Below are 13565 nucleotides of genomic sequence, written 5' to 3' on the forward strand. Positions count from 1 at the left end.
CCCCTTAATTCACGACTGTGACGGGTACATCAGCGTGCATCACCAGATTCTGGGTTGAACTGCCAAACAGACGTTTCTTGAAACCGTCTGCCGAGGCGCGCCCAACGACGATCTGGTTGCCGCCATTTTCCACCGTGATTGCATTCAGCGTCTCGGCGACGTCGCCATGACGTACAATGCCATGCGCCGTGAAACCGGCGGCGTTCAATGCGTCCACCGCAGGGGTAACGATGCGCGTTGTAGCCAGTTCGATTTCTTCTTCGCGCCGCTTGTGCCGCTGCGCGTTTTCTTCGGGTGTCTGGAAAGTGAATGGAGACCATTCAATCACATAAACCACAAGCAACTCACATGAGCTGATGCGCCCGGCCAAGTCCTTGGCAAATGCGATTGCGCGTTCCCCGGTTTCTGTCCCGTCCAGTCCAATGACAATCTTGGTTGTCATGACGTTCCTCCGTTTTTGTAGATTATACCGGAGCCCGCACTCCGGCGGGGCAGCCGGAACCTGGAACTTGTTGAGTAGACTGCCCCTATGGCGTCAGTATCGGGGAAAAACGCCAAAAAATAGAGGTAAATCTGAAGAATTCACCCACTAACATCATAATTTATTGATATTATTGTTTTTATTATGCCTAAATTTTAATCTCAGCCAAGATTCATCAAACCAAACTGACCCGGATCAACCCGGATCAGTGTTATAGATCAGGCGCTCATCGCATGGCGCGATGCGCAGAATATTGGTCGTTCCGGGTACGTTGAACGGCACACCGGCAGTGACCACGATCTGGTCGGTCTCGGCCGCGAACCCGCCGGCACGGGCTGCGCGGGCAGCATTCACCACGGCGCCTTTGAAACGCTCAAGCTCGGGCGTCATCACGCAATGACATCCCCAGCTTAAACACAGACGCCGCGCAGTTCCGATGGCAGGCGTCATTGCGATGATCGGCACACCGGGCCTTTCCCGCGCAGTCAACAACGCCGTGGTGCCGCTTTGGGTAAAGCAACAAATCGCCTTGATGTCGGTCTTTTCCGCGATCTCGCGCGCCGCTGCCACAATGCCGTCTGCGATCGTTGTCCCCTGTGCCGTCCGGGACGCCGCGATGATCTGCGTGTAGGTCGGGTCAGCCTCGACCTCGATCGCGACCTTGTTCATGGTTTGCACGGCCTCAATCGGATAGGCACCGGCCGCAGACTCGGCGCTGAGCATGATGGCGTCGGTGCCCTCGTAGATGGCGGTCGCCACGTCCGAAACCTCGGCCCGTGTGGGCATCGGGCTTTCGATCATGCTTTCCAGCATCTGAGTGGCCACGATAACGGGCTTGGCGGCACTTCTGCACTTGCGGACCAGTCGTTTCTGGATCGGAGGCACGGCAGAGACCGGCAACTCAACGCCCAGATCGCCCCGCGCAACCATGATCCCGTCCGATGCGTCTAGGATGTCGTCAAACGCCTCAACCGCTGCTGGCTTTTCGATCTTGGACAAGATCGAGGCGCGGCCATCAGCCAGCGCGCGGGCCTCGAAAACGTCCTTGGCGCGCTGAACAAAGCTAAGCGCCAGCCAGTCAACACCCAGTTGGCAGACAAACTCAAGGTCGTCGCGGTCCTTGGACGAAAGCGCTGCCAAGGGCAATACGACATCCGGAACATTCACGCCTTTGCGGTTCGAAATCGTTCCGCCGACCTCAACCGTGCAGCTGGCAAAGTCATGGCCGCAGTCCTGAACGATCAGGCGGATTTTCCCGTCGTTGACCAACAGACGCGCACCCGGCTCCAGCGCTGCAAAAATCTCGGGGTGCGGCAGGCACACACGACCCGCGTCACCCGGCGCCGGATCAAGGTCGAGACGGAAAACAGCGCCCTCTTCCAATTCTTCCGCGTCATTTGCAAAAACACCCACACGCAGTTTAGGTCCCTGAAGGTCCGCCAGAATCGCAATTGGGCTGTCGAGATCCTTTTCCACCTTCCGAATGATCCGATGACGTTCCCGAATCTCGTCGTGGCTACCGTGGCTCATGTTCAGGCGAAACACATCGGCCCCTGCCTCGTGCAGGGCGCGAATGGTGTCATAGTCATTGGACGCCGGTCCCAGCGTCGCCACGATTTTTACATTTCTCAGGCGTCGCATTAGCGGTGCTCTCCTTGGGTGGTCTCTTGGTTTTGCAAAATTGTTACCGCAAACATTTGTTAAGGCCGCTTATTGCGCAATTCCCTTTCCGAAGCAACTGCCCTAAACCTGCGACAAACAAGATGACAGGCTTATGACGTATTCTCCGTTTTTTATCCATGGGGCTGATCGCCCTTCGCGTTGGCTCATCACGTGCGACCACGCTACCAACACGGTGCCACCCGAAGTCAATGGCGGAGACCTTGGCCTGCCACGCGAGGATATGGAGCGCCACATTGCCTATGACGTGGGTGCGTATGAGGTGTCAAAGCATCTGGGCGAGATTTTGAATGCGCCTGTGATCGCAGCCAATTTTTCACGCCTCGTGATTGATCCGAACCGGGGTGAAGACGACCCGACCCTGTTGATGAAACTCTATGACGGCTCGATCATCCCCGGCAATCGCCATGCCGATGCGGTTGAGCGTGAACGGCGTCTGAACATGTACTACCGCCCCTACCACGCGGAACTGGAACGTCTGGCAGGTCTGCCGCACGCGGTGATCGTCTCAATGCATTCCTTCACCCGCCAATTGCGCGGCCGCGACCCACGGCCTTGGCATGTTGGGGTTTTGCACACTCGGGACGAACGGTTCTCGCGCCCTTTGGTCAACCGACTAAAGGCTGAACCCGATCTGTGCGTAGGCGTCAACGAACCCTATACAGGCGTTCTGCCCGGGGATGCGATTGATCGGCACTGCACCGCCCACGGGCGACCGAATGCCTTGATCGAACTGCGAAATGATCTGATCGCCGACCATACGCAACAACGCGCTTGGGCTGAGCGGCTTGCTGTCATCCTGCAAGACGCCTTGGCGGATAGCGGCCTTTAAGCCGAGGTGCCGCCAAGGCCGGAACTGTTGAGATTCAGGTCCAGGCTCCCCAGATATCAGAACAAAGGAGGCTCCTTTGACGCAAGAGTACCTAACCTCTTTCTTTGGTTGGATGGCCGTGCTCAACATCGCTGTTCTGCTGTTTAGCACCGTGATGATTTTGCTGATGCGCGATTGGATCGCAGATGTTCACGGCAGGATGTTCCAGATGGAGCGTTCCGATGTAAGACGAACGTATTTCCGATATCTTGCCACCTATAAAATTCTGACCCTGATCTTCTGCGTCGTGCCTTGGCTGGCCTTAAAGCTTGCCTGACATGCTGTTTGTTGAAACATCGCCGCCGGACCGCTAGGTCAGGTGCAGACCCTAGCAAAATCACCCGGAGCCAGCCCATGGACAAGCAAACCGAAATTGAACTTCAGGCCGCCGCCTTCCGCCGGTTGCAAAAGCACCTGATGGAAGATCGTACCGACGTGCAGAATATCGACATGATGAATCTGACTGGGTTCTGCCGCAACTGCCTGTCCCGCTGGTATCAAGAAGCTGCTAATGAAAAAGGCATCGAGATGGGTAAAGACGAAGCGCGCGAGATTTTCTATGGCATGACCATGGATGACTGGAAAGCCAATTACCAAACGGATGCCAGCCCGGAAAAGCAAGCCGCCTTTAAGGTTGCATTTGAAGAGAATGTCGGGAAAACCGACTGAAGCACTGATAGAAAAAAGGCCCGCTGATCCGGCGGGCCTGTTCTTTAGATCGCCGCCTTGCGGCTTTCGTCCAAATAGATTTCGCGCAGTCGTTTGGCAATCGGGCCGGGCGCACCGTCACCCAGCGTGACACCGTCAATTTCAATTACAGGCATGACAAAGGCGCTGGCAGAGGTGGTAAAGGCCTCATCGGCCTCTTTGGCTTCGTCGATAGTGAAGAGGCGTTCTTCGATTTCCATCTGCGCCTCGGCTGCCATGCGCAGCACAGCCTTACGCGTAATGCCATGCAGGATGTCGTTCGACAGCGGACGGGTCACGATTTTTCCGTTCTTGACGAAATAAGCATTGTTGCTGGTGCCTTCGGTGACATAGCCGTCTTCGATCATCCACGCGTCGTCACACCCGGCGGCTTTGGCCATCATCTTGCCAAGCGAGGGGTACAGCAACTGCGTTGTCTTGATATCCCTGCGGCCCCAGCGGATATCGTCGATCGAAATGATCTTGGCACCCGTTCTTGACGCCGCGCTGTCGGCCAGACCCGGTTTGTTCTGAGTGAACAGAACCATCGTTGGCTTTGTGTCCGCAGGTGGGAACACGAAATCCCGGTCGCCGTCGCTGCCGCGGGTGACCTGTAAATAGACAAGACCCTCGTCGATACCGTTCAGCTCCACCAGCTTGCGGTGAACCGCCAGCAGTTCATCCATGCTGCAGGGTTCGGCCATCTGAAGCTCATTCAACGAACGCTTCAGGCGCACCGCATGCCCATCGAAATCGATCAGTTTGCCATCCAGAACGCTGGTGACCTCGTAAACGGCATCGGCCATCAGGAAACCGCGGTCGAAGATCGAAACTTTTGCCTCGGTCTCGGGCAGGTATTCACCATTCACGTAAACGGTGCGGGTCATGTATGTCTCCTCAGCCCCAGAGCGCCGCACTTGGCGGATGCACTCCGGCGTCATCAAAAATCAGCGGGGTGTCGCGGTCTTCGGCCAACAGAAGCGGGCCGTCAAGGTCCGTTACCATCGCACCCTGCGCCAACAATGTCGCAGGGGCCATGGCCAGGGAGCTGCCAACCATGCATCCGACCATCACTTTATAGCCCTCGGCCAACGCCTGACTGCGCAGGGCCAGCGCCTCGGTCAAGCCGCCAGTCTTGTCGAGCTTGATGTTGACCACATCATATTTGCCCTTCAAAGCAGGCAAGCTTGCCCGGTCGTGGCAGGATTCGTCGGCGCAGACAGGCACAGGGCGATCCATCCCGATCAACGCGTCATCTTCCCCTGCGGGCAAAGGTTGCTCGACCAGTTCGACACCCAGCCGCACAAGATGGGGCGCAAGATCGGCGTAAACCTCTGCCGACCAGCCTTCATTGGCGTCGATAATGATCTTGGCGCCGGGGGCGCCTGCGCGGACGGCTTCGAGCCGTGGCATGTCGTCCGGTGTGCCCAGCTTGATCTTTAGCACGGGACGATCTGCATTTGCTGCAGCCTGAGCCTGCATCGCCTTGGGCGTGTCCAGCGACAGGGTATAAGCAGTTGTCTCCGGGCCGGGCACCGGCAGGTCAGCCAGTTCCCACACCCGCTTACCCGCGCGTTTGCATTCCAGATCCCACAACGCACAATCCACTGCATTCCTGGCGGCTCCAGCGGGCAGAAGATCCATCAGCGATTGGCGAGTGAATTCTTCGGGCAAACCTGCGATCTCGGCCTCGACAGACCCGAGCGTTTCATCGTAGCGCGCATAGGGAACACATTCACCCCACCCCTGATGCACACCATCTGAGACTCGCACGGTCAGCACCTTCGCTTCGGTCCGCGACCCGCGCGAGATCGTAAAGACCTGCGCCAGCCGGAACACATCACGCGTGACATCAATCTTCACACAACTGCTCCCTCATGATTCCCTCAAAGGATCGCCAGACACATGTCGGGCTGGGCCTTTTCATCACATCGCAGCCAGCGCGTCGACCAGTTTGCCCGCCCCGAAGCGGAATGGATCGGTCGCAGGCAAACCCATGTTCGATTCCAGCTTGGACAGATAGGCGGTCGCGTCCTCGTCGCTCATGTGCTGAGTGTTAACCGAGATGCCGACGACCTGACAGTCCGGGTTGGCGACTTTCGCCAACTCTAGCGCGGTGTCGCGCAGCGCCTCCAGTGACGGCAGTTGGTAGGTCGGCAGGCCGCGCATGTGCTCTCGCGTCGGCTCATGACACAGGATCAGCGCATCCGGCTGACCGCCATGAACCAGCGCCATGGTCACGCCCGAAAACGACACGTGGAACAACGAGCCCTGCCCTTCGATCAGGTCCCAGTGGTCGTCGTCATTGTCCGGTGTCAGCCACTCAATCGAGCCAGCCATAAAATCCGCGATCACAGCATCCAGCGGGACACCGTCGCCGGTGATCAGGATGCCGGTCTGACCCGTGGCACGGAACGTGGATTTCATGCCGCGCTTGCGCATCTCGGCATCCATCGCCATTGCCGTGTACATCTTGCCGACCGAGCAATCGGTGCCAACGCCAAGGCAACGCTTGCCCTTGCGCTTGATGCCGTTTGCAATCGGATAGTCCACTTCGGGAACGCGAACATCATGCAGCTTGCGGCCGGTCGCCTCGGCCACGGCAACCAGATCGGGCTCATCGCGCAGCAGGTTGTGCAGGCCAGAGGCAAGATCGAACCCCTCCTCCAACGCCATCACCAGAACCTTTTTCCATTCCTGGCTGATGACCCCGCCACGATTGGCCACACCTATGACTAGGGTCTTTGCCCCGGCCTCTTTTGCTTCGGTCAACGACATGTCCGTCAGACCCAGATCAGCCTTGCAGCCGTCCATTCTGTATTGGCCAACGGCATTTTCGGGACGCCAGTCCTTGATGCCAATTGCCACTTTGGCCGCCAATTGGTCGGGCGCATCGCCTAAAAACAGCAGGTACGGTGTCTCGATCATCGCGGTTTGCTCCTTTGTTTCCATCGCAACCTATGGGACATACCCGACGAGTGTTTCGCGTTTTCCTCTGTCATCACCGGGTCACGCAGGAAAATTTTGCGTCAGATTTGAGCCTTTTGAAATTTTCTCTCAAGTTTTCAGAGCGATTAATCTTTAATCACCAGTCAAACACTCACTTTGCCGATAATGCTGCAGTTGCATTGCCGCACTTGCATATAGGCGCTTGCGCATGGTCGCGCAATTTAATACCTCAATGAGTGAAAAAATTGTAATTTCATGTCCCGGAAGAGGTCCAGATGAGTTTTCGCCTTCAACCCGCCGCACCTGCGCGCCCCAACCGTTGCCAGTTGTTCGGGCCGGGATCCAACACCAAGCTGTTTCCGAAAATGGCAGCATCGGCTGCGGATGTGATCAACCTGGACCTTGAGGATTCGGTCGCCCCTTCGGACAAGGACATCGCCCGCGCCAACGTGATCGAGGCACTGAACAACGTCGATTGGGGTACCAAGTACATGTCGGTGCGGATCAACGGACTCGACACGCCCTATTGGTACCGGGATGTGGTGGACCTGCTGGAACAGGCTGGTGACCGTCTGGATCAGATCATGATACCCAAGGTCGGCTGCGCAGCGGATGTCTACGCGGTTGACGCGCTTGTCACCGCGATCGAACGCGCCAAAGGTCGGACCAAGCCGATCAGCTTCGAGGTCATCATCGAATCCGCCGCCGGTATCGCCCATGTCGAGGAAATCGCGGCCTCATCCCCCCGAATGCAGGCGATGAGTCTCGGTGCGGCTGATTTTGCGGCTTCGATGGGGATGCAGACCACCGGGATCGGCGGAACGCAAGAGAACTACTACATGCTGCGCGAAGGTGAAAAACACTGGTCCGACCCATGGCACTGGGCGCAAGCCGCCATCGTCGCCGCTTGCCGGACCCATGGTGTACTGCCAGTCGACGGGCCGTTTGGCGACTTTTCGGATGATGAAGGCTATATCGCCCAGGCGAAACGTTCGGCCACGTTGGGCATGGTCGGCAAATGGGCGATCCACCCCAAACAGATCGCCTTGGCTAATCAGGTTTTCACTCCATCGGACGAGGCCGTGTCCGAAGCACGCGAAATTCTCGCTGCAATGGAACAGGCAAAGGCCAATGGTGAAGGTGCCACCGTCTACAAAGGACGTCTGGTCGATATCGCATCGATCAAGCAGGCCGAGGTGATCGTCGCACAGGCCGAACTGATTGCTGCAAATGGATGAAAAAAGGCGCCCTGCGGGGCGCCTTGCTTCTAACGCCCGAAGACGTTGTTTGGTGTCCAGGTAAAGCGTTCACCTTTCTTGCCCGACTTCATCATCAGGCAGGACGTTCCAAGCTTTTGAAAATAGTATATTTTCAGCGGGTACCATCCGGCCTGCGGCACCTCGACCTCGGTTCTTTGATTGGCTTCGCACCCCTGAATGCCCCGGACAAGGCCAATCTGCTGGCCACCGACCCATGCTTCGATCCCGTCATTCGACCAGGTTTCAATTTCATAGACCCCGGCGGAGTCGAATTTCATGTAACCGGTAATCTCTGCCGCGACATTGTAGGGGTCAGTGAAGGTCAGGACCGGCTCACCCTTGTTGGTGTCCCTGTAGTCCAGCCCAATCAGCGGTTGCCCCGGCTTAGCGTCAGCCAAAAGGCTCTTTGCCTGGCTTAGATCGCGGATTTTTCGCTGCGTTCCCTTTCCGATGTACTTCACATCCAACCCGGCTTTTGGGCTAGGTTGCGGATTGGCGGGTTGCAGTTTGAGCGGCGCGGAAAAAACTGCCCCGGCCATCAACGCCATGGCTGTGGCAATCACTGCGGACCTAATAAGTGTCATGGTAACCTCCCTGTGTGTGGCCACGGTGGGGTTTGTCCCCCTATTGCGAGCCCTTTGGGATGACAGTACGACCTGAGGATTTTGCCCGCAAGTCGGTATAAGCCTGCACTCCCTGCCCTCACGCCCGCATATCCTTTGGCGAGTCCATCACCACATACGACGTGATTGAGGTCACGTGCGGTAGCGTACCCAGCACATCCGTATGAAAGGTTTTATAGGCGGGAAGATCAGCACACTCCACGCGCAGCAGATATTCAATGGTTCCGGTGATGTTGTGGCATTCGACCACTTCCGGCGCACGCTGCAACGCACGTTCGAACCCCTCCTGCGCGGCCTTGGTATGCTCCCCCAGACCAACGCCAATATAGGCCACGAACCCCACGCCCAACGCGGCAGGGTTCAGCACCGCGCGATAGCCCGAGATCACGCCTGTACGCTCAAGCTCCTGCACCCGGCGCAAACAGGCCGACGGCGACAAGCCCACACGATCCGCAAGTTCAAGGTTGCTGATACGCCCGTCACGCGCAAGTTCATGCAATATTTGGTGATTAATTTGATCAATATTCGCCATTAGTTGCGAACTTATCGTCATTGCGCAAGAAAACGCAATTTCATTTGGCCGACGAGGGGTGATTATTCGTGTTATGACCTACGATATCCTCCTGGCCCTGATCGCCTTTGCTTTTGTCTCTTCCATAACACCGGGGCCGAACAACCTGATGCTGATGGCGTCTGGTGCCAATTTCGGCTTCCGTCGGACGATCCCGCATATGCTGGGTATCGGTTTGGGGTTCAGCTTCATGGTCCTGCTGATCGGTGCCGGACTGGCGCAAATGTTCGACCGGTATCCGGTTAGTTACACAGTGCTTAAGGTCGTATCAGTTGTCTACCTGCTGTACCTGGCATGGAAGATTGCGCATGCGGCCCCCGCAAGCGGCGCGGATACAACAGGCCACCCTATGACCTTTCTGCAAGCTGCTGCGTTTCAGTGGGTTAACCCTAAGGCATGGGCAATGGCGCTGACTGCCACCACGGCCTATACGCCGGATCACACGCTGCAGGCTATTTTTGTTGTGGCCGTGGTTTTTGGCGCAGTGAACCTGCCGTCGGTCAGCACATGGACTGTGCTTGGGCAACAGATGGCGCGGGTCTTGACGAACCCGCGCCGGTTGGTGGCTTTCAACTGGACAATGGCCGCCTTGCTTGTCGCCTCGCTCTATCCCGTTGTATTGCCGAACTGAGCTACCTCAAAGGCAGGCAGATTTCGGTTAACAGTTCTTCAGGCGGGGTGTCACGCGGGTTGTTCAGGTAGATTTCATAGCAGGGCTGATCGGCTGGTTCTTCACCGGAATCCGGCAACCAATTCCCAAACAGACTATGATAAGCGGCCTCAAGCCCCGAATACGGGCCTTTGAACGTCAATATTGCCGTTTTGCCGCCAGCCATTTTAACGGTCTCCAATCCTTCGGGAGCTTCCTGGCCCCGAAATTCAGCCCCGGCATAACTGCGCAAGTCTTCAACGGGCACCGTCTCGGGGCTATCGAAGTAGACACCGATCATTACTCCGATCTGGGGCCACAACCGGCGGGACTCACATAAGGCACCGAAAGTCTCAAAGCTTTTTCCAATCTCTGCGTAGGCTCCTTTATGCGGCAGGGCGATCAATCGACGAGAGGGCTCGGTGCGGGTTGTTATTGGATACATTGGGTAATCTCCGGTTTTGAAACGTGGATGTGCGGGCAGAAACTGGCCCGCCTTTCGAAAAGCAGCAGGGCTGCTGCCGTAGGCCTCGGAAAAGGCCCGCGCAAAAGAGTTTTGATTGGGATAGCCAACATCAGACGCGATCTGCGTCAGCGGCATGTCGGATTGCACAAGGCCTACGGCAGCGCGGTGCAGCCGTATCCGGCGCACTGCCTGAGCGCAGGTTTCACCAGTCAGGGCGCGAAAAACGCGATGCCAGTGAAACCGGGACATAGCAGCAATGTCTGCCAACGCATCCAGCGACAGATCCCCGGCGGGGTGATCGTGGATATAGGCTAACACGCGCAGAATGCGATCTTCATAGCTGGTTGCCATTTGCATCCCTTCCTTCCTTTGCCCAACTGTGGTGGCATATTCCAGGCCCACAAATCTTGCTGAGTTGCATCCCGGGCGACGTCAGGTCATATAGCAGGGTAATTCCGCGTTAAGAGGCGTCATGACCCAGTATCTGGATTTCGAGAAACCCCTGGCCGAGATCGAAGGCAAGGCCGAAGAGTTGCGCGCGCTGGCCCGTGCCAACGAAGAAATGGATGTGTCCGAAGAGGCTGCGGCCCTGGATGCCAAGGCTGCCAAGCTGCTGGACGAGCTTTACGGCGATCTGACTCCGTGGCGGAAATGCCAAGTGGCGCGCCACCCGGAACGCCCTCACTGCAAGGATTACGTCGAGGCGCTGTTTACCGAGTTCACGCCCCTTGCGGGCGATCGGAACTTCGCCGACGATCTGGCAGTGATCGGCGGCTTGGCCCGGTTCAATGACCAACCTGTCATGGTCATCGGACATGAGAAAGGGTCAGACACCAAATCGCGCATTGAACGCAATTTTGGCATGGCCCGGCCCGAAGGCTATCGCAAAGCCGTGCGTCTTATGGAGATGGCCGGGCGTTTTGGCTTGCCCGTGATTACCCTGATCGACACGGCAGGCGCCTACCCCGGCAAAGGGGCCGAAGAACGCGGCCAGTCAGAGGCCATCGCACGCTCGACCGAGATGTGCCTGAAGATCGGTGTGCCGTTGGTATCAGTCATCATCGGCGAAGGCGGTTCAGGCGGAGCTGTGGCCTTTGCCACGGCGAACCGTGTCGCGATGCTGGAACATTCGGTCTATTCGGTGATCTCACCCGAAGGCTGCGCATCGATCCTGTGGAAGGATGCCGAGAAAATGCGGGAAGCCGCCGAGGCGCTGCGCCTGACCGCGCAAGACCTGCACAAGCTGGGTGTTTGTGATCTTATCATCAAGGAACCAAAGGGCGGCGCCCATCGTGATCGCCCCGCCACCATGGACTCTGTCCGAGACGCAGTTACCCAGATGCTGAAAGAGTTAGACGGCAAAGACGCGGCAGCCCTGATCAAGGACCGCCGACAAAAGTTTCTGGATATCGGCTCAAAAGGGTTGGCGGCGTAACCCGTCAGCCGCCCAAGCTGCGCAACAACGCGACCGAAGGTTCGCCAGTCACCGGCAGACCGGAGGCACGTTGATAGGCGCTGATGGCCGATTTGGTGTTTTTTCCAATTACCCCGTCTGCACCCTGTGTGTCATAGCCAGCCGAAGTCAGGCGGCGCTGAAGGTCTTTACGATCCTCTAGCGTCAGACCCGTCGCATCCGGTCCGAACGAGGCTTGAAACGGCGGGCCACCGGCGATGCGGTCAGATAGATGTCCGACGCCTATCGCGTAGCTGTCCGAATTGTTGTAGCGCTTGATCACCTGGAAATTACGGAACACCGCAATGCGCGGCCCGGGCTTCTGTGGTTGCAACACCGCGGCAGGCGTGCCCGAAACCGTACCAACCTCGCCCCCCCAGGGCTGTCCGCGCACCCAACCCGCGCGGGACAGATAGGCGGCGGTTGACGCCAGCGAATCCGTCGGGTCCTCAGACCAGATGTCGCGCCGCCCGTCACCGGTGAAATCCACGGCATAGGCCAGATACGACGTCGGAATGAACTGCGTGTGCCCCATCGCCCCGGCCCAGCTGCCGGTCATGTTCGCGGGGGTGGTGTCTCCGTCCTGAATGATCTTCAGGGCAGCCACCAACTGCTTTTCGAAAAACGCACCGCGCCGCCCGTCATAAGCCAGCGTCGAAACTGCCGACACCACAGGCACATCCCCGCGCCGCGCGCCGTACCGGCTTTCCAAACCCCATACGGCCACGATCACCTCTTTGTCGACGCCGTATTTCGCCTCGATCTGCGACAGGGTTCCGGCGTGCCGCACCAGCATTTGCTTGCCAGTCTCGATCCGCTCATCCGAGGCCGCGATGGCCAGGTAATCCTCAAGCGATCGTTTGAATTCGACCTGATTGCGGTCCCGCTCGATCACATCGGGCAAATAGCCAGCGCCCCGAAAGGCGGTGTTGATCGTTGATTGCGAGATCCCCTGCGCCGCAGCTCGGCCCTTGAACCCGGCCACCCATGCGTCCCATCCGGCGTTGGGAACGGCCTGCATCCGCGAAGCTGGCGTATTGGTTGAGCTTCCGGTGGAACAGGCGGCCAACAGGGTCGACCCGAGGCCCAAAGAAAAAATCCGTCGATTGATCATGGCTGAAATCTGCTCTTGTTTTGATTTGGTCCAGCGTAGCGCAGACCCGGCCTTCAAACCAGAACCACGACGCCAAACAGACGCAATCTCAGAGCTTCGGCAACAAGCCGCCTAGCTGACCAGCAAGCGCAGGCCCTGTGTCACGTCCGAACGAACCGCCAGACGCAATCCGGGCTCATCCCCGGCCTGAAGGGCGGCAATGATCAGCTTATGGTTATGCGGCGGTTCAGTACGCCGCAACCGGCCGTAAAGCGCGCGCATCGTGGGGCCAAGTTGCAGCCAGACAGTTTCCGCAATCGCCAACATCGCTGGGGCTTGCGCCCGCAGATAAAGCGTGCGGTGAAACTCCAGATTGCTGCGGATATAGCCGACGGCATCCCGTTTAGTGACCATCTCAGCCACGGTTACGTTGATGCTTTGCAGGCGATCGATCAAAGCCATATGCGCCCTTGGCAGGGCACGGCTGGCCAGTTCGACCTCAAGCAGCGCGCGCAGGGCGGCAAGTTCTTCGATCCGGTCATTGGTCAACTCTGGCGTCGAAACACGGCCCGAGGAGGACAGGAACAGAGCCCCTTCGGCGGCCAACCGACGCACAGTCTCACGCGCCGGGGTCATCGACACGCCGAATTCCTTGCCGATCCCACGCAGCGTCAACGCCTGCCCCGGCGCAATCTCACCATGCATGATGCGGGCGCGCAGGGTGCGATACACGCGGTCATGCGTGGCGGTCTGGGATTCAGAAGTGCGCGTGGTCAACATCCG

At 58.0% G+C, this 13565-nt stretch carries 16 protein-coding genes; 6 read left to right on the plus strand and 10 right to left on the minus strand.

Annotated elements, in window-relative coordinates; all coding sequences use genetic code 11:
- Positions 1-4: 4 nt before the first annotated feature.
- Together ACXAET_RS09795 and pyk are read right to left on the minus strand one after the other, a co-directional pair.
- Entirely contained in the window at positions 5-442 is a 438-nt protein-coding gene (locus ACXAET_RS09795) for a universal stress protein (protein WP_224891753.1), read from the minus strand.
- A 234-nt stretch (positions 443-676) separates the two neighbouring features.
- A complete protein-coding gene (pyk, locus tag ACXAET_RS09800; RefSeq protein ID WP_475184123.1) occupies positions 677-2122 on the minus strand; it encodes a pyruvate kinase in 1446 nt (481 codons plus the stop codon).
- Between the two features lie 133 nt (positions 2123-2255).
- On the opposite strand from pyk, the gene ACXAET_RS09805 reads away from it, so the two are divergent.
- The 3 genes from ACXAET_RS09805 (at position 2256) to ACXAET_RS09815 (ending at position 3701) form a co-directional block, all read left to right on the plus strand.
- A complete protein-coding gene (locus ACXAET_RS09805; RefSeq protein WP_475184125.1) occupies positions 2256-2993 on the plus strand; it encodes an N-formylglutamate amidohydrolase in 738 nt (245 codons plus the stop codon).
- A 76-nt stretch (positions 2994-3069) separates the two neighbouring features.
- Complete coding sequence (locus tag ACXAET_RS09810; protein WP_475184127.1) at positions 3070-3309, plus strand: DUF6868 family protein; 240 nt, start codon at positions 3070-3072, stop codon at positions 3307-3309.
- A 77-nt stretch (positions 3310-3386) separates the two neighbouring features.
- Positions 3387-3701: a DUF1244 domain-containing protein gene (locus ACXAET_RS09815; RefSeq protein ID WP_475184128.1), complete on the plus strand. Its 315-nt coding sequence runs from the start codon at positions 3387-3389 to the stop codon at positions 3699-3701.
- Positions 3702-3745: 44 nt separating this feature from the next.
- On the opposite strand, the gene ACXAET_RS09820 is transcribed toward ACXAET_RS09815, so the two are convergent.
- The 3 genes from ACXAET_RS09820 to dgcN all read right to left on the minus strand — a co-directional run bounded on the left by ACXAET_RS09820 (position 3746) and on the right by dgcN (position 6647).
- Positions 3746-4606 carry a D-amino-acid transaminase gene (locus ACXAET_RS09820; protein ID WP_475184130.1) on the minus strand — a complete coding sequence of 287 codons (861 nt, stop codon included), beginning with the start codon at positions 4604-4606 and terminating at the stop codon, positions 3746-3748.
- A gap of 10 nt (positions 4607-4616) precedes the next feature.
- Entirely contained in the window at positions 4617-5582 is a 966-nt protein-coding gene (gene dgcA, locus ACXAET_RS09825) for an N-acetyl-D-Glu racemase DgcA (RefSeq protein WP_475184132.1), read from the minus strand.
- 63 nt (positions 5583-5645) lie between these two features.
- Positions 5646-6647, minus strand: a complete 1002-nt coding sequence (gene dgcN, locus ACXAET_RS09830) for an N-acetyltransferase DgcN (protein ID WP_475184134.1) — start codon at positions 6645-6647, stop codon at positions 5646-5648.
- Between the two features lie 296 nt (positions 6648-6943).
- Between dgcN and ACXAET_RS09835 the strand changes: the two genes are divergently transcribed.
- A complete protein-coding gene (locus ACXAET_RS09835; RefSeq protein ID WP_475184136.1) occupies positions 6944-7906 on the plus strand; it encodes an L-malyl-CoA/beta-methylmalyl-CoA lyase in 963 nt (320 codons plus the stop codon).
- 29 nt (positions 7907-7935) lie between these two features.
- Here the strand turns inward: ACXAET_RS09835 and ACXAET_RS09840 are convergent, their stop codons facing one another.
- On the minus strand, positions 7936-8511 hold the full coding sequence (locus ACXAET_RS09840; protein ID WP_475184138.1) for a PA14 domain-containing protein: 576 nt from the start codon (positions 8509-8511) through the stop codon (positions 7936-7938).
- Between the two features lie 118 nt (positions 8512-8629).
- Complete coding sequence (locus ACXAET_RS09845) at positions 8630-9082, minus strand: Lrp/AsnC family transcriptional regulator (RefSeq protein WP_475184140.1); 453 nt, start codon at positions 9080-9082, stop codon at positions 8630-8632.
- Positions 9083-9155: 73 nt separating this feature from the next.
- Here ACXAET_RS09845 and ACXAET_RS09850 point away from each other — a divergent pair, with 73 nt between their 5' ends.
- Complete coding sequence (locus ACXAET_RS09850; protein WP_475184141.1) at positions 9156-9752, plus strand: LysE family translocator; 597 nt, start codon at positions 9156-9158, stop codon at positions 9750-9752.
- 1 nt (position 9753) lies between these two features.
- Here ACXAET_RS09850 and ACXAET_RS09855 read toward each other — a convergent pair whose 3' ends face one another.
- Complete coding sequence (locus ACXAET_RS09855; protein WP_475184143.1) at positions 9754-10587, minus strand: AraC family transcriptional regulator; 834 nt, start codon at positions 10585-10587, stop codon at positions 9754-9756.
- A gap of 121 nt (positions 10588-10708) precedes the next feature.
- On the opposite strand from ACXAET_RS09855, the gene ACXAET_RS09860 reads away from it, so the two are divergent.
- Positions 10709-11671, plus strand: coding sequence for an acetyl-CoA carboxylase carboxyltransferase subunit alpha (locus ACXAET_RS09860; protein ID WP_475184145.1), 963 nt, complete (start codon positions 10709-10711; stop codon positions 11669-11671).
- A gap of 4 nt (positions 11672-11675) precedes the next feature.
- Here ACXAET_RS09860 and ACXAET_RS09865 read toward each other — a convergent pair whose 3' ends face one another.
- Both ACXAET_RS09865 and ACXAET_RS09870 read right to left on the minus strand, forming a co-directional pair.
- Positions 11676-12803, minus strand: a complete 1128-nt coding sequence (locus ACXAET_RS09865) for a lytic murein transglycosylase (RefSeq protein ID WP_475184147.1) — start codon at positions 12801-12803, stop codon at positions 11676-11678.
- Positions 12804-12914: 111 nt separating this feature from the next.
- Positions 12915-13562 (minus strand): GntR family transcriptional regulator, encoded by a 648-nt coding sequence (locus tag ACXAET_RS09870; RefSeq protein ID WP_068339278.1) that lies wholly within the window; start codon positions 13560-13562, stop codon positions 12915-12917.
- Positions 13563-13565 lie beyond the last annotated feature (3 nt).

Source organism: Ruegeria sp. AWH4_226, from assembly GCF_056159225.1.

What these genes read in the sequence shown, in the direction of transcription:
- ACXAET_RS09795 (WP_224891753.1), bottom strand. Translation starts at nt 442, where the DNA reads ATGACAACCAAGATTGTCATTGGACTGGACGGGACAGAAACCGGGGAA.
- pyk (WP_475184123.1), bottom strand. Translation starts at nt 2,122, where the DNA reads ATGCGACGCCTGAGAAATGTAAAAATCGTGGCGACGCTGGGACCGGCG.
- ACXAET_RS09805 (WP_475184125.1), top strand. Translation starts at nt 2,256, where the DNA reads ATGACGTATTCTCCGTTTTTTATCCATGGGGCTGATCGCCCTTCGCGT.
- ACXAET_RS09815 (WP_475184128.1), top strand. Translation starts at nt 3,387, where the DNA reads ATGGACAAGCAAACCGAAATTGAACTTCAGGCCGCCGCCTTCCGCCGG.
- ACXAET_RS09820 (WP_475184130.1), bottom strand. Translation starts at nt 4,606, where the DNA reads ATGACCCGCACCGTTTACGTGAATGGTGAATACCTGCCCGAGACCGAG.
- dgcN (WP_475184134.1), bottom strand. Translation starts at nt 6,647, where the DNA reads ATGATCGAGACACCGTACCTGCTGTTTTTAGGCGATGCGCCCGACCAA.
- ACXAET_RS09835 (WP_475184136.1), top strand. Translation starts at nt 6,944, where the DNA reads ATGAGTTTTCGCCTTCAACCCGCCGCACCTGCGCGCCCCAACCGTTGC.
- ACXAET_RS09840 (WP_475184138.1), bottom strand. Translation starts at nt 8,511, where the DNA reads ATGACACTTATTAGGTCCGCAGTGATTGCCACAGCCATGGCGTTGATG.
- ACXAET_RS09845 (WP_475184140.1), bottom strand. Translation starts at nt 9,082, where the DNA reads ATGGCGAATATTGATCAAATTAATCACCAAATATTGCATGAACTTGCG.
- ACXAET_RS09850 (WP_475184141.1), top strand. Translation starts at nt 9,156, where the DNA reads ATGACCTACGATATCCTCCTGGCCCTGATCGCCTTTGCTTTTGTCTCT.
- ACXAET_RS09855 (WP_475184143.1), bottom strand. Translation starts at nt 10,587, where the DNA reads ATGGCAACCAGCTATGAAGATCGCATTCTGCGCGTGTTAGCCTATATC.
- ACXAET_RS09860 (WP_475184145.1), top strand. Translation starts at nt 10,709, where the DNA reads ATGACCCAGTATCTGGATTTCGAGAAACCCCTGGCCGAGATCGAAGGC.
- ACXAET_RS09865 (WP_475184147.1), bottom strand. Translation starts at nt 12,803, where the DNA reads ATGATCAATCGACGGATTTTTTCTTTGGGCCTCGGGTCGACCCTGTTG.
- ACXAET_RS09870 (WP_068339278.1), bottom strand. Translation starts at nt 13,562, where the DNA reads ATGTTGACCACGCGCACTTCTGAATCCCAGACCGCCACGCATGACCGC.